Source organism: Pseudomonas sp. D47 (assembly GCF_045447305.1).
In the GTDB taxonomy this organism is placed as follows: Bacteria; Pseudomonadota; Gammaproteobacteria; order Pseudomonadales; family Pseudomonadaceae; genus Aquipseudomonas.
In genome coordinates this window covers 64,955-86,566 of the sequence record NZ_JBJGXU010000023.1, presented here as the reverse complement: position 1 = coordinate 86,566, position 21,612 = coordinate 64,955, and the positions used below count along the sequence as shown (strand labels likewise).

General features: G+C 59.9%; 23 protein-coding genes. 9 read left to right on the top strand and 14 right to left on the bottom strand.

All coding sequences use genetic code 11. From position 1 onward, the window contains the following. Nucleotides 1–160 precede the first annotated feature (160 nt). Genes purC through dapA form a run of 4 tightly spaced genes read right to left on the bottom strand, consistent with a single transcriptional unit; the run spans nt 161 to nt 3,676 of the window. Entirely contained in the window at nt 161–874 is a 714-nt protein-coding gene (purC, locus tag ACI77I_RS17050; protein ID WP_406998011.1) for a phosphoribosylaminoimidazolesuccinocarboxamide synthase, read from the bottom strand. Nucleotides 875–901: 27 nt separating this feature from the next. Next, nucleotides 902–1,660, bottom strand: a complete 759-nt coding sequence (locus ACI77I_RS17045) for an MBL fold metallo-hydrolase (RefSeq protein WP_094952672.1) — start codon at nt 1,658–1,660, stop codon at nt 902–904. Nucleotides 1,661–1,664: 4 nt separating this feature from the next. After that, nucleotides 1,665–2,780 (bottom strand): outer membrane protein assembly factor BamC, encoded by a 1,116-nt coding sequence (gene bamC / locus ACI77I_RS17040; RefSeq protein WP_094952671.1) that lies wholly within the window; start codon nt 2,778–2,780, stop codon nt 1,665–1,667. A gap of 17 nt (nt 2,781–2,797) precedes the next feature. Further along, entirely contained in the window at nt 2,798–3,676 is an 879-nt protein-coding gene (dapA, locus tag ACI77I_RS17035; protein WP_094952670.1) for a 4-hydroxy-tetrahydrodipicolinate synthase, read from the bottom strand. Nucleotides 3,677–3,949: 273 nt separating this feature from the next. Here dapA and ACI77I_RS17030 point away from each other — a divergent pair, with 273 nt between their 5' ends. Then, nucleotides 3,950–4,510, top strand: coding sequence for a glycine cleavage system protein R (locus tag ACI77I_RS17030; protein ID WP_003172487.1), 561 nt, complete (start codon nt 3,950–3,952; stop codon nt 4,508–4,510). 10 nt (nt 4,511–4,520) lie between these two features. Continuing rightward, nucleotides 4,521–4,994, top strand: a complete 474-nt coding sequence (locus ACI77I_RS17025) for a peroxiredoxin (RefSeq protein WP_242154906.1) — start codon at nt 4,521–4,523, stop codon at nt 4,992–4,994. A 36-nt stretch (nt 4,995–5,030) separates the two neighbouring features. On the opposite strand, the gene ACI77I_RS17020 is transcribed toward ACI77I_RS17025, so the two are convergent. Then, entirely contained in the window at nt 5,031–6,101 is a 1,071-nt protein-coding gene (locus ACI77I_RS17020; RefSeq protein ID WP_094952668.1) for an AI-2E family transporter, read from the bottom strand. Between the two features lie 31 nt (nt 6,102–6,132). Next, a complete protein-coding gene (locus ACI77I_RS17015; RefSeq protein ID WP_010212198.1) occupies nt 6,133–6,372 on the bottom strand; it encodes a sulfurtransferase TusA family protein in 240 nt (79 codons plus the stop codon). 95 nt (nt 6,373–6,467) lie between these two features. Between ACI77I_RS17015 and ACI77I_RS17010 the strand changes: the two genes are divergently transcribed. Next, nucleotides 6,468–7,901 carry a M48 family metalloprotease gene (locus ACI77I_RS17010; protein ID WP_406998010.1) on the top strand — a complete coding sequence of 478 codons (1,434 nt, stop codon included), beginning with the start codon at nt 6,468–6,470 and terminating at the stop codon, nt 7,899–7,901. Nucleotides 7,902–7,957: 56 nt separating this feature from the next. Here the strand turns inward: ACI77I_RS17010 and ACI77I_RS17005 are convergent, their stop codons facing one another. The 4 genes from ACI77I_RS17005 to rpoE form a co-directional block, all read right to left on the bottom strand. Beyond that, nucleotides 7,958–9,394, bottom strand: coding sequence for a DegQ family serine endoprotease (locus tag ACI77I_RS17005; RefSeq protein ID WP_094952666.1), 1,437 nt, complete (start codon nt 9,392–9,394; stop codon nt 7,958–7,960). A 234-nt stretch (nt 9,395–9,628) separates the two neighbouring features. After that, nucleotides 9,629–10,588, bottom strand: coding sequence for a MucB/RseB C-terminal domain-containing protein (locus tag ACI77I_RS17000; protein ID WP_242156020.1), 960 nt, complete (start codon nt 10,586–10,588; stop codon nt 9,629–9,631). A gap of 16 nt (nt 10,589–10,604) precedes the next feature. After that, nucleotides 10,605–11,201 carry a sigma-E factor negative regulatory protein gene (locus ACI77I_RS16995; protein WP_406998009.1) on the bottom strand — a complete coding sequence of 199 codons (597 nt, stop codon included), beginning with the start codon at nt 11,199–11,201 and terminating at the stop codon, nt 10,605–10,607. Nucleotides 11,202–11,233: 32 nt separating this feature from the next. Then, on the bottom strand, nt 11,234–11,815 hold the full coding sequence (gene rpoE / locus ACI77I_RS16990; RefSeq protein ID WP_003172477.1) for an RNA polymerase sigma factor RpoE: 582 nt from the start codon (nt 11,813–11,815) through the stop codon (nt 11,234–11,236). Nucleotides 11,816–12,277: 462 nt separating this feature from the next. Between rpoE and nadB the strand changes: the two genes are divergently transcribed. Further along, nucleotides 12,278–13,894 carry an L-aspartate oxidase gene (gene nadB / locus ACI77I_RS16985; protein ID WP_242154901.1) on the top strand — a complete coding sequence of 539 codons (1,617 nt, stop codon included), beginning with the start codon at nt 12,278–12,280 and terminating at the stop codon, nt 13,892–13,894. Here nadB and ACI77I_RS16980 read toward each other — a convergent pair. Next, on the bottom strand, nt 13,863–14,309 hold the full coding sequence (locus ACI77I_RS16980; RefSeq protein WP_094950995.1) for a protein YgfX: 447 nt from the start codon (nt 14,307–14,309) through the stop codon (nt 13,863–13,865). The two genes, nadB and ACI77I_RS16980, sit on opposite strands and share 32 nt — an antisense overlap. Next, the gene (locus ACI77I_RS16975) at nt 14,293–14,547 is read right to left on the bottom strand and encodes a succinate dehydrogenase assembly factor 2 (protein ID WP_094950996.1); all 255 of its coding nucleotides are present in this window, start codon (nt 14,545–14,547) and stop codon (nt 14,293–14,295) included. Before ACI77I_RS16975 ends, ACI77I_RS16980 begins: the two co-directional genes overlap by 17 nt. 140 nt (nt 14,548–14,687) lie before the next feature. On the opposite strand from ACI77I_RS16975, the gene ACI77I_RS16970 reads away from it, so the two are divergent. Both ACI77I_RS16970 and ACI77I_RS16965 read left to right on the top strand, forming a co-directional pair. Further along, entirely contained in the window at nt 14,688–15,629 is a 942-nt protein-coding gene (locus tag ACI77I_RS16970) for a folate-binding protein YgfZ (protein WP_242154899.1), read from the top strand. Between the two features lie 36 nt (nt 15,630–15,665). Further along, nucleotides 15,666–16,487, top strand: a complete 822-nt coding sequence (locus ACI77I_RS16965; RefSeq protein WP_094950998.1) for an HDOD domain-containing protein — start codon at nt 15,666–15,668, stop codon at nt 16,485–16,487. Here the strand turns inward: ACI77I_RS16965 and ACI77I_RS16960 are convergent, their stop codons facing one another. Together ACI77I_RS16960 and ACI77I_RS16955 are read right to left on the bottom strand one after the other, a co-directional pair. Next, complete coding sequence (locus ACI77I_RS16960) at nt 16,488–17,873, bottom strand: sensor histidine kinase (protein WP_094950999.1); 1,386 nt, start codon at nt 17,871–17,873, stop codon at nt 16,488–16,490. Then, a complete protein-coding gene (locus tag ACI77I_RS16955) occupies nt 17,866–18,537 on the bottom strand; it encodes a response regulator (RefSeq protein ID WP_083359659.1) in 672 nt (223 codons plus the stop codon). The genes ACI77I_RS16960 and ACI77I_RS16955 overlap by 8 nt, the downstream gene beginning before the upstream one ends. Nucleotides 18,538–18,772: 235 nt before the next feature. On the opposite strand from ACI77I_RS16955, the gene ACI77I_RS16950 reads away from it, so the two are divergent. The 3 genes from ACI77I_RS16950 to ACI77I_RS16940 are packed head-to-tail and all read left to right on the top strand — an operon-like array spanning nt 18,773 to nt 21,612. Beyond that, nucleotides 18,773–20,062: an OprD family porin gene (locus tag ACI77I_RS16950; protein WP_406998008.1), complete on the top strand. Its 1,290-nt coding sequence runs from the start codon at nt 18,773–18,775 to the stop codon at nt 20,060–20,062. A gap of 47 nt (nt 20,063–20,109) precedes the next feature. Continuing rightward, on the top strand, nt 20,110–21,093 hold the full coding sequence (locus ACI77I_RS16945; protein ID WP_083359661.1) for a tripartite tricarboxylate transporter substrate binding protein: 984 nt from the start codon (nt 20,110–20,112) through the stop codon (nt 21,091–21,093). Between the two features lie 60 nt (nt 21,094–21,153). Beyond that, a complete protein-coding gene (locus ACI77I_RS16940) occupies nt 21,154–21,612 on the top strand; it encodes a tripartite tricarboxylate transporter TctB family protein (RefSeq protein WP_094951001.1) in 459 nt (152 codons plus the stop codon).

Below are 21,612 nucleotides of genomic sequence, written 5' to 3'. Positions count from 1 at the left end.
GGGATTCGAACCCTAGGTACCGGTGAAGGTACAACGGATTTCGAATCCGTCCCATTCGGCCACTCTGGCATCTCTCCAACGGCGCGCATCATAACAGTGTGTTTCGCGGAAGCAAACCCCAAAAGCGATTTTTTTCCGTGCTATCAGATGCTTGCGTCGATTAAAGCGGTACGCCGAGACGATTGGCGACTTCTTCGTAGGCTTCGATGACGTCACCGAGGCCCTGGCGGAAGCGGTCTTTGTCCATCTTCTTCTTGGTGTCTTTGTCCCACAGGCGGCAGCCGTCCGGGCTGAATTCGTCGCCCAGGACGATGGAGCCGTCGTGGAATACGCCAAATTCCAGTTTGAAGTCGACCAGCAGCAGGCCGGCGTCGTCGAACAGCTTGGTCAGCACGTCGTTGACCTTAAGGGACAACTCCTTCATGCGCGCCAGTTGCTCAGTGGTGCCCCAGCCGAACGCCACGACGTGGGATTCGTTGATGAACGGGTCGCCCTTGGCGTCGTCCTTCTGGAACAGTTCGAAGGTGTAGGGGTTGAGCTTGAGGCCTTCTTCCACGCCCAAGCGCTTGACCAGGCTGCCGGCGGCGTAGTTACGCACGACGCATTCGACCGGGATCATGTCCAGCTTCTTCACCAGGCACTCGTTGTCGCCCAGCAGTTTGTCGAATTGGGTCGGGATGCCGGCCGCTTCGAGTTTCTGCATGATGAAGGCGTTGAACTTGTTGTTCACCATGCCTTTGCGATCAAGTTGTTCGATGCGCTTGCCGTCGAACGCCGAGGTGTCGTTGCGAAACAGCAGGATCAGGCGGTTGGCGTCGTCGGTCTTGTACACCGACTTGGCTTTGCCGCGGTAGAGTTCTTCACGTTTTTCCATGATGGGCTCCGCTTTGAGTGAGGTGGGCTAGGCGATGTGTCGCCAGTCGAGCCCTGAATCTTGATCGGCCAGTTGCAGCCAGTCCGGGTCGCACCCGAGGGTGTCGACAAAACATTGCCGGGCAAGCGTCGGCAGGTTGTTCTTGCTGCTCAAGTGGGCCAGGACCAAGTGTTGCAGGTCTTGCCAGCCCAACTCATACACCAGGTACGCCGCCTGGTGGTTGTTCAAATGTCCCAGCTCGCCGCCCACCCGTTGCTTGAGAAAGTACGGGTAATGACCACGAGCCAACAGATCTCGGCAGTGGTTGGACTCGATCATCAATGCATCGAGGTTGCGGTAACCGTCCAGCACCTTGGAGCAGTACGAACCCAGGTCGGTGAGCACGCCGAAACGCCGCTCACCGTCACTGAATACGTACTGCGTCGGCTCCTGGGCGTCGTGCGCTACGGCAATCACATCGATGCTCAACGCACCAATCTGCAGCTGCTCGCCACCGGCCAGGAAACCTGCGGGTTCTATGGGTTTGCGCATCCCGCGCAGAGTGCCACGACTCAGGTACACCGGAAGATTGTAGCGCCGAGACAGCAAACCCACGCCATGCACGTGGTCGGCATGTTCGTGGGTCACTAAAATCGCGCTCAGCTGCGTGGGGTGAACCCCCAGGCGCAGCAGGCGCCGCTCGGTTTCTTTTAACGAGAAACCACAATCCACCAGCACGTACGTGTCGTCGTGGGCGACCAGCGTGCCGTTCCCTTGGCTACCGCTGCCGAGAACGGCAAAACGCATCGGATCAGCCCAAGTTGTCCTGAATCACGCCCAACACTTTGCGCGCCGTTTCTGCTGGCGCAACGGTGTTGATGTTTTTCTCGACGGTGACTTGTACGCTTTCGCCAACCTTGCTCAAACGAACTTGGTAACGCTCGGCACGGGTTTCGATCTCTTCCTTGGTCGGCTTGCTGCCGAACAGTTTGCCGAAGAAACCTGGCTCGTCGTCTTTCTTCTCGGCCTTTTCAGCCACGTTGATGTAGTACAGGCCCAGGCTGCGGTTGATGTCTTCAACGCGCCAAGGGCCCTGCTCCAACGCGCGACCAACACTGGCCCAGGCACGGTCGAGGTCTTCACCCAGGTTCAGCACCACGTTGCCGCTGCCGTCTTCGGTGAGGCTGACGCGGTTAGGCGTGTCGTAATCACGTGCGGCGAGCAGGGAAACCGAACCGCCCTTCTCGGAGATACGGCTCATGCTGGCCAGCATCTCGTCGACCAGCGCGGCGTCAACGCCCATGTTGACCGAACGCGGAGTGAAGTCGACGTTGGCGGTGCTGCCGGCAGGACGCTCGGCGCTGACCACGTAGACTTCACTGGTATTGCGCTGCACGCCAGGCTCGATGCGCACACGCACACGGGCTTCGCTGTCAGCCGCTACGCCACTGGCCTGCAGGCGCTGGGCCATGTTGGCGGACAGTTCGCTGCTGCGCTGCCAGGCAGTGGTGAACTCACCGGTCTGCGGGCGTTGCTGGTCCAGGCGGAAACCGTTGTCCTGGAAGAACTGCACTGCCACAGGCCAGACTTCGGCGGGTGGACGTTGAGCGATGATCCAGCGGTTGTCGCCGCTCTTTTGCAGGCTGTAGTCGCTGGCGTCCGCCACGGCCGAGATCGGCTGTGGACGTGGCACCACGTACTCACCTTTAGTGGTGTCGTCGGCCACGTTACGCGGAATAGGCAGCAACGGGTCAAGGCGCTTGGCGACATTGACGTCCGGCGGCAGCTGCATCGGTTTGGTTGCTTGTGCTTCCAGGTAATCGCTGCCGCGGTCACGGAAGTAGCCTTCCGGGCCCCAAATCCAACCGCAGCCACTGGTGCTGGAGATAATCAAGGCAAGTGCGGAAAGTCCGGCCAATCGCTTCATGCGTAGTGCTTCCTCAATTAAACCAGGACGCCGGACTGGCGCAGGGCCTGTCGCAGCGGTTCGTGACAGGCTTCGCTGAGCCGGGTGAGCGGCAGACGGATACCGTCCGGCATCAAGCCCATCTCAAACAGTGCCCATTTCACGGGAATAGGGTTGGATTCAATAAACAGTGTCTTGTTGAGCGGCATCAGCTTCTCGTGGATCGCGCGGGCGGTCACGGCGTCACCGGCGATAGCGGCGGCGCACAGTTCGCTCATGGCGCGCGGTGCAACGTTGGCGGTCACCGAGATGTTGCCTTTGCCACCCAGCAGGATCAGCTCGACAGCCGTGGCGTCATCACCGGAATACAGCAGGAAGTCGCTGCTCACACCGGCCAGGATGTCCTTGGCGCGTTGCAGGTCGCCGGTGGCTTCCTTGATACCGATGATGTTCGGCACCGTGGACAGGCGAATCACGGTCTCAGCCTTCATGTCGCAGGCAGTGCGGCCGGGAACGTTGTAGAGGATCTGCGGGATATCAACGGCTTCGGCAATGGTGCGAAAGTGCTGGTACAGGCCTTCCTGGGTCGGCTTGTTGTAGTACGGGGTCACCAGCAGGCAGGCATCGGCGCCGGCCTTCTTGGCGTTTTTGGTCAGCTCGATCGCTTCACGCGTCGAGTTGGCGCCCGTACCGGCGATCACGGCGATACGGCCCGCGACGCGCTTGACCACGAATTCGATCACCTGGATGTGTTCTTCCACATCCAGTGTGGCCGATTCACCCGTGGTGCCGACCGCCACAATGGCATTGGTGCCCTCTTGCAGGTGGAAGTCCACCAGTTTGCCCAGGCTATCCCAGTCGAGATGACCTTGTGCATCCATGGGTGTGACCAGTGCCACCATACTGCCCGCAATCATGCAACCGCTCCTGCCGGAAAAAGAGAGCCGTAATGGTACTGGCGCCAAGATGCTTGTACAAGCGAAGTACCGCCTGAGGATGCGTTCTGGGGCAACTAAACGACGGGCAATGCCATCATTGAGCCAAAGCATGGCTTGAAGCACGCTGAAATCAGACTGATCACGCAATGAAAACGCCACCTCCTATCCCTTGGCGACGGTTTTCGCTACCCTTCATCCTTTGATCGATACAGCCCTCACCGTATCGACCGCTCATCGTTTTAGGAAGGCTGCATGTCCACCCCCACAGTTCGCGAACAATTCCTTGTTATCAGTGCCCTTGGCGCCAACCCCATGGAGCTGACTAACGTCCTGTGCCGCGCCAGCCATGAAAACCGCTGCGCCGTCGTAACCTCCCGCCTCACACGCCATGGCGAATGCAGTGCGCTGGTGCTGCAGATTTCCGGTACCTGGGACGCCCTGGCGCGCCTGGAGACCGGCCTGCCGGGCCTGGCCAAGAAGCACGATTTCACCGTCAATGTGGTCCGCAGTGCCGCACTCGAGAACCGTCCACAGGCCCTGCCTTATGTGGCGTATGTCAGCTCGGCCTACCGCTCGGACATCGTCAACGAGCTGTGCCAGTTCTTTATCGACCACAACGTCGAGCTGGAAAACCTGACCTGCGACACCTATCAAGCGCCACAAACCGGCGGCACCATGCTCAACGCCACGTTCACCGTGACCTTGCCGGCCGGCGTGCAGATCAGCTGGCTGCGTGACCAATTCCTGGATTTCGCCGATGCCCTGAACCTCGACGCGTTGATCGAGCCATGGCGCCCACAGAACCCAATGTAAGGAAGTACTCATGCCGGTAGCCATCGACAAACCCGTGGCCGACTTCGAAGCTCAGGCCACCAGCGGCCAGACGTTCAGCCTCGCCGCCCTCAAGGGCAAGCAAGTGGTGATCTACTTCTACCCTAAGGACAGCACCCCGGGCTGCACGACCGAAGGCCAGGGTTTTCGCGACCAATATGCTGATTTCAAGGCCGCCAACACCGAGGTGTTTGGCGTGTCGCGCGACAGCGTGAAGTCCCACGAAAACTTCAAGGGCAAGCAGGAATTCCCCTTCGAGCTGATCAGCGACAAGGACGAAGCAGTTTGCCAGCTGTTTGATGTGATCAAGTTGAAGAAGCTGTACGGCAAGGAATACCTGGGCGTGGATCGCAGCACCTTCCTGATCGACAAGGATGGCGTGCTGCGTCAGGAATGGCGCGGCGTGAAAGTACCAGGGCATGTGGATGCCGTTTTGGCGGCGGCGCAGGCGTTGAACAAGGCTTGAATCTTTGGAGCGAACACTGGGTGTTCGCCCCAATCGTTACAACAAAGGCGCAACCACCGGTTCTTGCCGCGGCCATGCATCCAGTACGGCCTTGAACAACGTCGCCAACGGGATCGCGAAGAACACGCCCCAAAACCCCCACAACCCACCAAACAACAACACTGCACAGATGATCGCTACCGGGTGCAGGTTGACGGCCTCCGAGAACAGCAGCGGCACCAGCACGTTACCGTCCAGGGTCTGGATAATGCCGTACACCGCCATCAGGTAGATGAACTGGTCACTCCAGCCCCATTGAAACAATGCGATCAGCATCACCGGCACCGTCACCACCACCGCGCCGACATACGGCACCACCACCGACACTCCCACCAGCAACGCCAGCAGTGCCGCGTAGTTCAGCCCCAGCGCCACAAACGCGATGTAGGTAACGCCCCCGCAGATAACAATCTCGATGACCTTGCCGCGGATGTAATTGGCGATCTGCCGGTTCATTTCCTCAGCCACGCGAGTGATCAACGCGCGCTCACGCGGTAGATACCCGCTGACCCAGCGACCAATCATTGCGCGGTCCTTGAGGAAGAAGAACACCAGGATCGGCACCAGCACCAGGTAGATCATGATGTTGACCAGCAGCGGCAAGCTGGAGAGGGAAAAGGTCAGCGCCCATTGCCCGAATTTTCCGATCTCGCCGCGCGCCACTTCGATGGCCTGCAGCACCTGCTCATCCGACACCAAGTGCGGGTAGCGTTCCGGCAACAGCAGCAACAGCGATTGCCACTTGGCGAGCATGCCCGGCAGCTCGTTGAACAGGGTGATCAACTGATGCCACAGTAACGGCAGCAGCACCACGATGAACACCACCAACAGCCCCATGAACAAGGCAAACACCAGCCCCACCGCCACCCCGCCCGGCAAGCGCAAACGCTCCAGGGTGGTGACTAGGCCTTGCATCAGGTACGCCAACACCATCCCTGCCAGCACCGGTGCCAACATGCCACCTAAGGTGAGCACGGCGGTAAAGGCCAGGAACAGCAGGACCGCCAGCACCACGGCCTCTTCATCGGAGAAGTAGCGCTGAATCCAGTCTCGTAACACTTTGAACATCAATCAACCTCGGGTGATGGGGGCAAACGGTTCAGGCCTTGCGCAACCAATAGCGGTACACGCCGGCGGCGTCTTCTTCGTGCAACAAGGTGTGGCCGGCCAACTTGGCAAACGTACGGAAATCACGCTGGGAGCCTGCGTCCGTGGCGATCACCTTGAGTACTGCACCGCTGGCCAATCGATTGAGTTCCAGCTTGGCCTTGAGCAACGGCAACGGGCAATTGAGGCCGCTGGCATCGAGTTCGGCATCAAAGGCTACAGCGTCGGTCATGGTTTTACTCCGGGCAAGCGTTTAGGGTGCTTAGAATATCTGGTCCGAAGCTCAGTGTCCGGCTACAGTAACCTCTTTGTCGAAAGGCTCTGTGCATGACTTTTTTGCGCCCCACCCTGCTGACGCTGGCTTGCCTGCTGGCCTCTCCAGGCTTCGCGGACGACCTGCCGTCACTTGGCGACGCCAGTTCTGCCATTGTCTCGCCACAACAGGAATATCAGTTGGGCCGCGCATGGCTGGCCTATCTGCGCGGCCAGGTCTCGCAACTCAATGACCCGCAGCTCAAGGATTACGTCGAAACCAGCGTTTACAAGCTGGTGGAGACCAGCCAGGTCAATGACCGGCGCCTGGAGTTCATCCTGATCAACAGCCCGCAACTCAACGCCTTTGCCGCCCCTGGCGGGATTGTCGGGGTCAACGGCGGCCTGTTCCTCAATGCCCAGACCGAAGGCGAATATGCCTCGGTACTCGCCCACGAATTGGCTCACTTGTCCCAGCGCCACTTTGCCCGCGGTGTGGAAGCGCAGTCACGCATGCAGATCCCGATGATGGCCGCTTTGCTCGGCGGCATTATCGCTGCGGCAGCGGGTGCAGGTGATGCCGGTATTGCCGCGATTGCCGGCAGCCAAGCAGCGGCCATTCAGGAGCAACGCCGGTTCTCGCGCCAGAACGAACAGGAGGCTGACCGTATCGGCATCCTCAATCTGGAAAAAGCCGGTTACGACCCCCGCTCCATGCCGACCATGTTCGAGCGGCTGATGCGCCAATACCGTTTTGACGCCAAACCGCCGGAATTCCTGCTGACTCACCCAGTCACCGAATCACGGATCGCCGACACCCGTAACCGCGCCGAGCAAGCCAAAACCGGCGGCAAGGAAGACAGCCTGCGTTATCAACTGATTCGCGCGCGGGTACAGTTGCAATACGAAGATACGCCGGGCCTGGCTGCCAAGCGCTTCCAGGCACAACTGGATGAGAACCCGAAAAACGATGTGGCGCGCTACGGCCTGGCCATCGCCCAGATCAAGGGCACCCAGCTCAAGGAAGCACGGGAAACCCTGGCGCCGCTGCTGGCCAAGGCACCCAACGACATCACTTACAACCTGGCGCAGATCGAGCTGGACATCACCAACAACCGCTTGCCAGATGCGCAGCAACGCACTGACCGGATGCTGACCCAATACCCCGGCAACTATCCGCTGAATCAGGTACGCGTGGACTTGCTGCTCAAGCAGAACCGCACCGCCGATGCGGAGAAGGCCTTGGATGCGTTGCTCAAGTCCCGTCCTGATGATCCGGACGTCTGGTACCAGGTCGCCGAGACACGCGGACTGTCCGGCAACATCATCGGCTTGCATCAAGCCCGCGCCGAGTACTTTGCATTGGTAGGCGACTTCCAGCAGGCCATTCAGCAACTGGACTTCGCCAAGCGCCGCGCCGGCAACAACTTCCCGCTGTCCTCGCGTATCGACGCACGCCAGCGTGAGCTGATCGAACAGGAACGCCTGGTAAAAGGGATGATGAGCTAAACCCGCCGCCCACAAAAAAGCCCCGCTTTCGCGGGGCTTTTTATTGTTCTAGCGGATTACTCGGCCAGCTTGAAGGTGATGAAGCTTGCACGCCCTTGACGCAACACGCGCATCGATACCGAACGGTTCTTCGGCAGCGCCTTGGCGATGTCGGTGAACTGCTTGGTGGTGTCGATGGCCTGATTGTTCAGGTGGGTGATGACATCACCTGGCTGCAGGCCAATCAAGGAGGCAGGGCCGTCCTGCACTTCCTTGATCACTACGCCACTTTTAAGGTCAAAGGCTTTCTTTTGCTCATCCGTCAGCTCAGCTACGGCGATGCCCAGGCGATTGCTGCTGCGCTCGGCGCCCGGCTTGGTGTTGCCCAGGGCATCCAGGGTGGCGCCCTCTTCCGGAATCGCGCCTACGGTCAGCTCAACGGTCTGGCGCTTGCCTTCACGAATCACTTCCAGCTTGGCTTTGCTACCGGCCTTGAGTGCACCTACCAAATGCGGCAGGTCAGCCGACATGATGATCGGCTGGCCATTCATGCTCAGGATCACGTCGCCTACTTGCAGGCCACCTTTGGCAGCCGGGCCGTCACCCTGGATCTGCGCGACAAGGGCACCGGCCGGCTTATCAAGACCGAAGGACTCAGCCAGATCTTTGTTCACTTCCTGGATCACTACGCCCAACCAGCCACGGCTGACTTTGCCACCGCTTTTGAGCTGGTTGGAAACATCCATGGCCACGTCGATCGGGATGGCGAAGGACACGCCCATGAAGCCACCGGAACGGGTATAGATCTGCGAGTTGATCCCGACCACTTCGCCCGCCAGGTTGAACAGCGGACCACCGGAGTTACCCGGGTTGATCGGCACGTCAGTCTGGATGAACGGCACGTAGTTTTCATTTGGCAGGCTGCGGCCGATGGCGCTGACAATGCCCTGGGTGACGGTATGGTCGAAGCCGAACGGTGAACCGATCGCCACTACCCATTGCCCGGCTTTCAGGTCCTGGGATTTACCCAGTTTCAGCACCGGTAGATCTTTGCCTTCGATTTTCAGCAAGGCCACGTCGGAACGCGGATCGGTGCCAACCAGCTTGGCTTTAAGCTCACTGCGATCAGCCAGACGAACGAGGATCTCGTCAGCGTCGGCAATCACGTGGTTGTTAGTCAGGATGTAGCCGTCCGGAGAAATGATGAAGCCCGAGCCCAAGGACTGCGCTTCACGCTGACCTCCACCGCCCCGAGGGGAGCGCGGTTGCGGCATGCCGCGCTCGAAGAACTCGCGCAGCATGGGCGGCAAGCCCTCAAGGTCCGGCATCTGCTGGTTCGAGACCTTGCGATCCGGCAGTTTTTGCGTGGTACTGATGTTCACCACGGCAGGCGAGGCCTGCTCCACCAGTTGGGTGAAGTCAGGCAGCTCGGCCGCTTGCGCGGGCAGGGCCTGACCCAGCACCAGCACCGTGGCGACTATGGATAGGTAAGACTTCAAACGTGGTATCGACATACAGCTCCCGTTACGACGAGCAGGGTTGAGCGACAGGGTTCAAGAAACGCCGAAAACTGCGACCGACATCTTTGTTCCGCGAACAAAACAAGGCCAGGGCCGGCAAGCCCTGACCTATAAAAAATATGGGGATTTTTTGCAAGTGAAAATACTGATCCAGAGATTTCATACTCTCAGCACCCAACCAAGCTTAGGCGCAGATTGAAAGACCAGGATGAACATAGGATTAACAATTCACGGCTTGGTGGCTGTCTTTTCGCCACGTACCGACAGCGCAATGCGCTCGGCGGTGCCGATGGGGATTTCGCCGACGACCGTCACCACTACTTCGCCATCGACTGTGTTCAGGCGACGGGATACAGCAACGGTTGGGCCTAGCTGGGTGCGCGTTTCACTTACGCTCGCGCCGTCGGTTGACTCGAGAAACACAGAAAAACGTGCAAGCCCGTCGTCATACATCAGGCTGTCGACGGTAGATTGGGTCTGGGTATCTCTACGCGCAATGCTGCTAGTGAGCTGGAAGCCAGGAGGCAACCAATCCAGGTGCCACGCATGGGTGGCGGGCACTTCAGGCGCTTTGTTCTTGGAGGTGGCTAAAGGCGCGCACTCGCTAGTGGGCTGCAAGTCACGATCGGAGGGGGACGGCGAAGTGTTCAGTCGCGTGAACTGGAAACGCTCCAACAGCTGGCCCTGATCATTGAGCAACAAGGATTTGAGCGGCAGCGCGGTTTCACGATCCAGGTGCAACTCAAAGCCATACCTGTACTGGTCACGCGGCGTGATCGCCACAATCACCGCATTACGACCGGCCACGCGCGATTTGCCAATGACGGCCAGTTCATAGAATTGAGTGAGTTTTTGCGGGTCAAGTGCGCGCGACGGCGCATCAGGGGAATTACCAAGGCCTGCGATCAACGTGCCACTGACACATTGCGTGCGGCCATCTACGCGCACGACTTCCTGGGCCGACCCATCGAGCTGCAAAAGCCGCTCTCGGACCTGACCATCCTGGACACGATGCCAGATGTCATGGGTAGAAAAACTGCCATTACGTTCGTAGACAAACGTACCTTGAAAGCTTTGCTGCTGCTCTGCACGCCCAAGTCGAGTAAGCCAGTCTTGGGCTTCATCGGCATGGGCGGGGAGTGCAAACCAGCCACTGAGCAAAAGCGTAAGGAGCGGTATGGCGCGCATAGAGCCCCTTAGCGGTTTAGCGGTTTTCCAGACTTGCTGCACGAGCGTATGGCAGAGCGCTTTCAGTCCCTTTCAAGGCCGATTCCTGTGCGTGTTGGCGCAGGTAACCTGGAAGACGCTGATCCTGCCAGCCGGATTGCCCTTGAAGTACACCGTTAGCCATAGGGCCGGAGGCATCGGAGCTTTCCTTGTAGCCGGCCAGTACGGCTGGGCCTTTAACTTGCGGACCGGCCATTACCGGTTGCTGAGTCTGTTGGGCCAGCTCGGCACCCGCGATTTCGTCCTGATTGTACAGGCGAACACCGGCCAGCACAGCAACGGTTACCGAAGCAGCGACTGCCAGACGACCCAGACGACCCAGGCTACGCCATGGACCACGAGCAGCTTTTGCCGGAACGGCTTCATCAGCCAGCGCAGCAGAAACGGCCGCAGCAATATCCAGACGAGGGATTAAAAGATCCTTGTGCATCACCGCCCGAGCGACTTGGTAACGAGACCAGGTATCACGGGTTTCGGCATCATCAAATGCGTTAAGCACTCGACGAAGTTCCAGTTCATCCGCTTCGTTATCCATCACTGCGGACAGCGATTCCTGCAGGGCATCACGACTCATGGCGGTTCCTCTCTTGGCTGTCGCCGCTGTCTTTAGTTTTCCTGCAACAACGGTTGCAAGGCTTTATCGATGGCTTCCCGGGCCCGGAAAATCCGTGACCTTACAGTCCCCACCGGACACTGCATGACGCTCGCAATGTCTTCGTAACTCAGACCATCGAATTCACGTAAAGTTAACGCCGTACGTAAATCTTCTGGCAGTTGCTGAATTGTGCGATGAACGGTGCCTTCGATCTCGTCGCGCAGCAAAGCACGCTCCGGCGACTCGAGATCTTTGAGGCCGTGATCACCATCATAAAATTCTGCATCTTCTGAACTTACATCGCTATCCGGTGGGCGGCGGCCGCGAGACACCAGATAGTTCTTCGCCGTGTTGATGGCGATGCGATATAGCCACGTGTAAAACGCACTATCACCGCGAAAGTTACCAAGTGCACGGTACGCCTTGATAAAGGCTTCCTGTGCAACGTCCTGCGCTTCATGGGTGTCGTGCACAAACCGCACGATCAACCCGAGAATTTTGTGCTGGTATTTCAGCACTAGCAGATCAAATGCTCGCTTGTCGCCGCGTTGAACGCGCTCGACCAGCTGCTGATCCTCTTCCTGGGTTAGCATGAACACTCCTCGTTGTACTTGAAGGAGGCTTGCATAACTAAACGATCAGGCTTGCAAACATAGACTCGGACTTTTCGCAAAAGTTCTCCCCCTCAAAGCAAGTTTCCGGCGCGTACTGATTTGGCACACACGAAAAACGCAGCACGGGCAACGCCGGCTGCGCGAATAATCTTGTCGCCGGTTTTCTGACGCGCCCAATGCTCCCGACGGGCCAATAAACTCAACGTTTTCCCAGCTTTCGGGCAACCTGCTATTGAGTCGGGGCTTATGCAAAAAGTTCCCGCTTCAATAACCCGACGATTTTACCTCGCCGTGCGCCGTAATCTCACATTGCCACGAATGCCCGGCTATTGTGCCGCTCCCCCCCTCTATATACTAGTGGCCCGTGTGACCCTTTGATTCGCCGATCCAGGCGTCCTGTTTGCGCCACCCCTTTGGATCGCTTTTTGCGGAATCCTTCAAATGAGCCAACAGTTTCAACACGATGTCCTGGTGATCGGTAGCGGCGCGGCCGGCTTGAGCCTCGCACTGACCCTCCCCAACCACCTGCGCATTGCAGTGCTGAGCAAAGGCGACCTCGCCAACGGCTCGACATTCTGGGCACAAGGCGGCGTCGCAGCGGTACTCGATGACACCGACACGGTGCAATCCCACGTCGAAGACACCCTCAACGCCGGCGGCGGCCTGTGCAATGAAGACGCCGTGCGCTTCACCGTTGAGCATAGCCGCGAAGCCATCCAATGGCTGATCGACCAAGGCGTGCCGTTCACCCGCGACGAACACGCGGGCAGTGACGACGGTGGATTCGAATTCCACCTGACCCGTGAAGGCGGCCACAGCCATCGCCGCATCATCCACGCCGCCGACGCCACCGGCGCCGCGATCTTCAAGACTCTGCTCGACCAGGCCCGCCAACGCCCCAACATCGAGTTGCTCGAACAACGGGTAGCCGTCGACCTGATCACCGAAAAACGCCTGGGCCTGGACGGCGAACGCTGCCTCGGCGCCTACGTGCTCAACCGCGCCAGCGGCGAAGTCGACACCTACGGCGCGCGCTTCACCATTCTCGCTTCGGGCGGCGCAGCCAAGGTCTACCTCTACACCAGCAACCCCGACGGTGCCTGTGGTGATGGCATCGCGATGGCCTGGCGTTCGGGCTGCCGGGTGGCCAACCTGGAATTCAACCAGTTCCACCCCACCTGCCTGTATCACCCGCAGGCCAAGAGTTTCCTGATCACCGAAGCCCTGCGTGGTGAAGGCGCACACCTGAAACTGCCGAATGGCGAGCGCTTCATGCAACGCTTCGACCCACGCGCCGAACTGGCGCCACGGGATATCGTCGCCCGCGCCATCGACCACGAAATGAAGCGCCTGGGCATTGATTGCGTCTACTTGGACATCAGCCACAAACCCGAAGCCTTCATCAAGACCCACTTCCCCACCGTCTACGAGCGCTGCCTGGCGTTCAACATCGACATCACCAAAGGCCCGATCCCGGTGGTGCCGGCCGCGCACTACACCTGCGGTGGCGTGATGGTCGACCAACACGGCCGCACCGACGTGCCCGGCCTGTACGCGATCGGCGAAACCAGCTTCACCGGCCTGCACGGCGCTAACCGCATGGCCAGCAACTCGCTGCTCGAGTGCTTCGTCTACGCCCGTTCAGCCGCCGCCGACATCCTCGAGCAACTGCCACGCATCCCGGTACCCGCCGCCCTGCCCCGCTGGGACGCCAGCCAAGTTACCGATTCGGACGAAGACGTGATCATCGCCCACAACTGGGACGAGCTGCGCCGCTTCATGTGGGACTACGTGGGAATTGTGCGCACCAACAAGCGCCTGCAACGCGCTCAACACCGCGTGCGGTTGCTGCTGGACGAGATCGACGAGTTCTACAGCAACTACAAAGTCAGCCGCGACCTGATCGAATTGCGCAATTTGGCCCAAGTGGCGGAACTGATGATTCGCTCAGCCATGGAGCGCAAAGAAAGCCGAGGCCTGCATTACACCCTCGACTACCCGCAGATGCTGCCCGAGGCCCGCGACACTATCCTGGTGCCAACCACCTACGGCGGCTGAACTTCAAACGCACCCGCAGGCGCCGATGCACATCGCCAGCCTGCGAATCCCTCGGCACGCAAATCGAACGCACCCACCACGCGCCCGGCACCCGGTAGCGCAGGACCACGATCAACGGTAATGCCAGGCTGTCTGGACGCAGCTGCACACTGTGCCAACCGCGCTCATTACTGAATAACTGCCAGCCGTCTTCGTCGCGGCGCAGGCCGCGAATCGACGAACGGTGGGTCAACAGAATATGCCGAGGTAACACCCAGGCGGCATGAGCCAGGCACAACAGCAGGCCAAGGCTTGCAAAAGGCAACGCGATAACGAGCAAGGCACCCAGTGCGAACAACTGGGCAAGCAGATACGCCGCCAGCAGCAGCCGAGAGGCCTGCCAGCGGCATTCGAAGCGATTACTTAGGCTGGACACGGTCCAGAATCTTGCGAACCATGCGCTGCAGCTCCGGATCCTCAGATTCGGCGCGTTCCATGAACCAGCCGAACATGTCCTGGTCTTCGCAAGTCAGCAGCCGCTCGTAGAGTTTGCGATCCACCTCATTGAGCGTCTTGTACACCTCTCGGGTGAAAGGCACCAACAACACATCCAACTCGAGCATGCCACGACGGCTGTGCCAGTAGAGGCGATTGATTTCTACTTCTTCGACCATGGAGCGCTCCTCAAATAGTGCGCAAGTATACAGCCCCGACGGCAGCGGACCAGTCGGCGTTGGTCGCCCCCTACGGAAACTATCCATTTGCCGGGCGCCCCTCTATGATGCACCCATGACTTTTTGACCTGCGATGACCCATGGCCGACTCTGCTTTTTTCTGCCCCCTGTCCCACGAAGGCGTTCTCGCCGTCCGCGGCGCCGACGCTGCCAAGTTCCTGCAGGGGCAACTGACCTGCAACCTCAATTACCTGAGTGACACCCAGGCCAGCCTCGGCGCGCGCTGCACGCAAAAAGGGCGCATGCAGTCGAGTTTTCGCATCCTGCTGCAAGGTGATGGCGTGCTCCTGGCCATGGCCACCGAACTGCTCGAGCCGCAACTGGCCGACCTGAAAAAATACGCGGTGTTCTCCAAGTCTAAACTCACCGACGAAAGCACCGCCTGGGCGCGTTTCGGCCTGGCGAATGCAGATCAAACCCTGGCCGCCCTCGGCCTTGAACTGCCTGCCGAGACCGACAGCGTAGCGCGCACCGAAGCGTTGATCGCCCTCCGCGTCTCCCCCGGGCGTGCCGAACTCTGGGTGCCCGCCGAACAAGCCGAAGCATTGCGCAACCAATTGGCTGCACAGCTGCAACAAGCTGACTTGAATGACTGGCTGCTCGGCCAGATCCGCGCCGGCATCGGCCAGGTCATGCCCCAGACCCGCGAACTGTTCATCCCACAGATGCTCAACCTGCAGGCCGTCGGCGGCGTCAGCTTCAAGAAAGGCTGCTACACCGGCCAGGAAATCGTCGCGCGCATGCAGTACCTGGGCAAGCTCAAGCGTCGCCTGTATCGCCTGCGCCTCGACGGCGCGGAATTGCCCGAGCCAGGCACCCCGCTGTTCGCGCCCAGCCACAACAGCGCCATCGGTGAAGTGGTGATAGCAGCAAAAGCTGACCAATCCGTTGAACTTCTGGCCGTGTTGCAAGCCGAAGCTGCTGACAGTGGCGATGTGCACTTAGGCACCCTGGAAGGCCCCGGCTTGCAACTGCTCGATCTGCCTTACCAACTGGATCGCGATCAAGAGATCCAGCGTTAATCGCCATACCTTTTTGCAACACCCTAGAGAGCATGAATGAACAAGCTGGCGGAAAAAGTCCAACAGGCTTTAGTGACGGCCATCGACAACGATGACCTGGTTCTGCCGACATTACCGGAAGTGGCCCTGAAGATACGTCAGGCCGCCGAAGACCCGGAGATCAGCATCGGCCACCTGAGTAAAGTGATCAGTCGCGATACCGCCCTGTCGGCGCGCCTGATCAAAGTGGTCAACAGCCCGCTGCTGCGCGCGACCCAGGAAGTCACCGACCTGCACACCGCCATCACCCGGCTGGGCACCAATTACAGTAGTAACTTGGCCATCGGCCTGGTGATGGAACAAATCTTCCACGCGCGCTCCGAAGTCGTCGAACTGAAAATGCGCGAAGTGTGGCGCCGCAGCCTGGAAGTGGCGGGCGTGAGTTATGCCTTGTGCCGCAGCCACAGCCATCTCAAGCCGGACCAAGCGGCCCTCGGCGGGTTGGTGCATCAGATAGGCGTGCTACCGATCCTCACTTATGCCGAAGACCATTACGAACTGCTCTCCGACCCGGTCAGCCTCAACCATGTGATCGAGAGCATTCATCCATTGCTGGGCGACAAGCTGCTGGGTGGCTGGGATTTCCCGGAGATGCTGGCGAAGCTGCCGGGGCAATACCTGGACCTGGAGCGGGACTCCGCGAGCCTGGACTACATCGACCTGGTGCAAGTTGCCGTGCTGTACTGCCACCGAGACACCGATCATCCGCTGGCGAACGTGGCGGTTTCAGACCTGCCGGCAATCAAGAAACTGCGTATCGACCCTTACAGCGATGCCCTGCGCGCCGAGTTGGATGAAGCGCGCTCGATGTTCTACTGATCAACCCGCGATAAAACTCACGCGCACCTTCAGCCCCGCCGACTCACCATCATGCAGACTGATCTGCGCCAAGTGCGCGCGGCAGATCTCACCGACAATCGCCAACCCCAACCCCGAGCCCATGCCCTGCTGGCTGCGGCGATAGAAACGCTCAAATACCCGGTCCCGCTCATCCAGCGGGATGCCCGGGCCATCATCTTCCACTTCCAGGATCGCGGGCGCCGTAACCCGCAGGATCACATTGCCACCCGGTGGCGTGTGGGCCAGCGCGTTATCGACCAGGTTACTCAACAACTCATTCAATAAAGTCGGCTCGCCGCGCAGCCACACCGGCTCGTCTGCCTCCAACGCCAGGGCGACACCGCGAGCGTGGGCCAGCGGCGCCATGGCCATGCCCAACTCGCGCGCCAACTGGCTGAGGTCGAGCAATTGCGCACCGCCTTCGGCAATCGCCCGCGCGCCGTTTTCAATGCGCGCCAACGACAGTAACTGGTTGGCCAGGTGGGTCAGGCGGTCAGTGCCTTGGGCGGCGGTTTCCAGGGTGCTGCGCCACGTCTGCGGGGCGTCGCTGCGCAGGCCCAGCTCCAAGCGAGCCTTGAGCGCGGCCAGCGGGGTGCGCAGTTCGTGGGCGGCGTCGGCGATAAACTGCGCCTGACGTTCGAACTGGCCGCGCAGGCGCTCGGTGAAGTGATTGAGGGAGCGCACCAGCGGGCCGAACTCATCCTGCACTTCCACCAGCGGCAACGGCCGCAAGTCGTCGGGCTGGCGCTCTTCCACCGCCGTGCGCAGGCGCTCGAGCGGGCGCAACGCCGCGCTCACGGCAAACCACACCAGCATCAACGCGCCGACCGCCAACATCCCAAGGCGCAGCAAGGTGTCGGCCATCAGGCTGCGGGCCATGCTCTCGCGCGCTTCATCGGTTTCCGCGACGCGAATCTCTGCCATGCCATTCATGTTCGGTTCGGAGACAGCCTTGAGCAGGCTGACCACACGGACAGGCTGACCTTGAAACGTGGCGTTATAAAACCGCGCCAACGCGGGGTAATCGTCAGTACGCGGCGTGCCGGGAGGCGGACCGGGTAGGTTTTCGTAGCCGGAGATCAGCTTCTGATCAATATCGTTGACCTGATAATAGATACGGCCTGCGCTGTCGTAGGCAAAAGTGTCCAGTGCCACATACGGCACATTCGCACTCAGGGTGCCATCCACTTGGGTCAACCCGGCAGCGATAGTGCGCGCCGATGCCAGCAAGGTGCGGTCATAGGCAGTGTCGGCGGCTTCGCGACCATTCCAGTAAGCACTCATGCCGCTGGCAAGCATCAACACCACCAGCAACAGCGCCAGGTTCCACAGCAGGCGCCAGCGCAAGCTGCTGGGCTTATGCATCGCGGGCTTCCAGCAGGTAGCCGAGGCCGCGGAAGGTCACGATAGCGATGGGCTGGCCGTCGAGTTTCTTGCGTAAACGGTGCACATAGATTTCGATGGCGTCGGGGCTGGCCTCTTCATCCAGGCCAAATACCTGGGAGGCCAATTGCTCCTTGCTCATCACGCGGCCTGGACGGGCAATCAGCGCTTCAAGCACCGCTTGCTCGCGGGAGGTCAAGGTCAACAGTTCGCCGCCCACCGTGAAACGCCGGGTATCCAAGTCATACACCAGCACGCCGCACGCCTGCTGGCGCTCACCACCCAATACACTGCGGCGCAACAGCGCCTTGACCCGCGCCTCCAACTCGGTCAGTTCAAACGGCTTGGCCAGGTAGTCATCGGCGCCCAGGTTCAGGCCATGCACGCGGTCCTTCACATCACTGCGCGCCGTCAGCATTAACACAGGCAGATTTTTCCCACGCGCCCGCAGACGCGCCAATACCTCGAAACCGTCCATGCGCGGCAGCCCCACATCGAGGATGACCACCGCGTATTCCTCACTGTTCAAGGCCAGGTCCGCGGCCACCCCATCGTGCAGCACGTCGACGGTCAAACCCGTGCTCTTGAGCGCCTGGGCGACACTTTCGGCGAGTTGCAAATGGTCTTCAACCAGGAGAACACGCATGGATTTTCACCTCATTCGGGCATGGTCGACGCCACGCTTTGGCGGGCAGTTTACAGGCGCCACCTGCCCTGTGAAGCCCGAAAACACTGAAATGCAGCTGAAAGGTTAGTGAAAGGTTCGCCCTTTAGCATCCAGATACGGTGGGTAATTCCCGCCGAGCTACCTGATCCGTAGCGCCAGAAAAACGCCTAGACGCGTTTTCGCCAAAATAAGAACAATAACGGAGTACACAACGATGCTGTCGACACAGCCCCAGGCTTGCCCGCCTGTTCGTTTTTCTCGCCTTACCCAGACCGCCCTTGCCAGTGCCACTGCCCTTGCCGGCTTTTCGCCGCTGAGCCAGGCTGCCTTCTTCGAAGACAGTAGCGCGACCCTGGAAACCCGCAACATGTACTTCAACCGCGACTTTCGCGACGGCACCAGCGCGCAGCAGTCCAAGCGCGACGAATGGGCCCAGGGCTTTATGCTCAACCTGCAATCGGGCTACACCGACGGCACCGTCGGCTTTGGCGTAGATGCATTGGGCATGCTCGGGGTCAAGCTCGACTCCAGCCCCGACCGCACCGGCAGCGGCCTGTTGCCCACCGACAACGGTCGGGCCGTGGATGAATACTCCAAACTCGGTCTGACCGGCAAAGTGAAAATCTCCGCCACCGAGCTGAAGATCGGTGCGCTGATCCCCGAATTGCCGATCCTCAAGCCCAACGACGGCCGCATCCTGCCGCAAACCTTCAACGGCGGGCTGCTGACGTCCAAAGAATTCAAGAACCTCGTGTTCACCGGTGGCCGCCTGGATAAAGCCAAGGACCGCGACTCTACCGACTACGAAGACATCGCCCTCAACAACAAGAACAGCCGTTTCGTCAGCGGCGCTACCGGCAAGCACTTCAACTTCGGTGGCGTGGACTACAAGTTCGCCGACAAGATCACCGGCAGCTACCACTTCGCCCAGCTCGACGATGTCTACCGCCAGCACTTCCTGGGCCTGGTGGCCTCGCGCCCAATGGGCCCCGGCACCTTCGGCGCCGACCTGCGCCTGGCCATCAGTGATGACACCGGTGCAGCCCACGGCGGCCCTATCGACAACAAATCCCTCAACGGCCTGTTCAGCTATGCCCTCAATGGCCATAAGCTCAGCGCCGGCTACCAGCACATGTCCGGCGACAGCGCCTTTCCCTATGTGGATGGCACTGACCCGTACCTGGTCAACTTCGTACAGATCAACGACTTCGCCGGCGCCGAAGAACGCTCCTGGCAGGCACGCTACGACTACGACTTCGCCAAACTGGGGATTCCCGGCCTGAGTTTCATGAGCCGTTACCTGTCGGGTGACAACATCAAGCTCAGGAACGGCGAGACCGGCAAGGAGTGGGAACGCAACAGCGAGATCCGCTACGTCGTGCAAAGTGGCACGTTCAAAGACGTAGCCCTGCGCCTGCGTAATGCCACGTACCGCTCCAACTATTCGGCACGTGACGCGGATGAAGTGCGTGTGCTGGTCAGTTACAGCCTCGCGCTCTGGTAATAAGTGCCGGGCAGTCACACCTAATAACAACAAAGACGGAGATAAAAATGACCTATTCACTGCGTAAATTGGCCCTCGCCGCCGGCTGCATGCTGTTCGCTGGCCAACTGCTGGCCGCCGACGAACCCAAGCGCCCGGAATGCATCGCCCCGGCCTCGCCCGGCGGTGGTTTTGACCTGACCTGCAAACTGGCGCAAAGCGCGCTGGTCAACGAAAAGTTGCTGAGCAAACCGATGCGCGTGACCTACATGCCGGGCGGCGTGGGTGCGGTGGCCTATAACGCAGTGGTGGCGCAGCGCCCGGCAGACGCCGGCACCTTGGTGGCGTGGTCCAGTGGTTCGCTGTTGAACCTGGCCCAAGGCAAGTTCGGGCGCTTCGATGAAAGTGCCGTGCGTTGGTTGGCAGCCGTGGGCACCAGCTACGGTGCCATCGCCGTAAAAAGCGATTCGCCTTACAAAAACCTCGACGACCTAGTACAGGCGCTGAAGAAAGATCCGAGCAAAGTGGTCATCGGCTCCGGCGGCACCGTGGGCAGCCAGGACTGGATGCAAACCGCTCTGGTCGCCAAGGCTGCCGGCATCAATCCGCGCGACCTGCGCTATGTGGCACTGGAAGGCGGTGGTGAAATTGTCACCGCATTGATGGGCAACCATATCCAAGTGGGCAGTACCGACATCTCCGACTCCATGCCCCATATCCAGAGCGGCGACATGCGCTTACTCGCGGTGTTTTCCGAGGAGCGCCTGGACGAGCCGGAAATGAAGGATATTCCGACGGCGAAGGAGCAAGGCTACAACATCGTCTGGCCAGTGGTACGAGGCTTCTACCTCGGGCCAAAAGTCAGCGATGAAGACTACGCCTGGTGGAAAGCCGCCTTTGACAAGCTGCTGGCTTCCGAAGACTTCGCCAAGCTGCGCAACCAGCGCGAGCTGTTCCCGTTCGCCATGACCGGACCTGCGCTGGACACCTACGTGAAGAAACAGGTGGCTGACTACAAAGTGCTGGCCAAAGAATTCGGCCTGATCCAGTAATCGCCCCTTGTTCGCGCGGCCACGCCTCTGTGCATCAGGGGTGGGGCCCAGGAGTTTCCCATGCTCTTACAACGCATTTTTGCAGCCACGCTGCTGCTTGCCTGCGCCGGCCTGGCCTTGATGGCCTGGCCGTATCAGGCGGCATTTTCCTACGAGCCGGTCGGACCCCGTGCCTACCCGCTGTTGATGCTCGGCCTGATGAGCCTGGCACTGATCTATATGTTGTTTCGCCCTCAGCCCACCCAATACAAGGACGACGAACCACCGCTGGACCGAGCGACCCTGATCAAAATCGGCCTATGCGTGGCACTGCTACTGATATTTGCCGGCACCTTCGAGCCGCTGGGTTTCATTCTCAGCAGCATGCTGATCGGTATACCAATGGCTCGGCTATATGGCGGTCGCTGGTTGCCCAGCGTGGTGATTATCACGTTGATGAGCGTCGGTCTTTATCTGCTGTTTGATAAAGCCATGGACGTACCTCTGCCCCTCGGCCTGCTCGACGTTCTGGAGAACTGA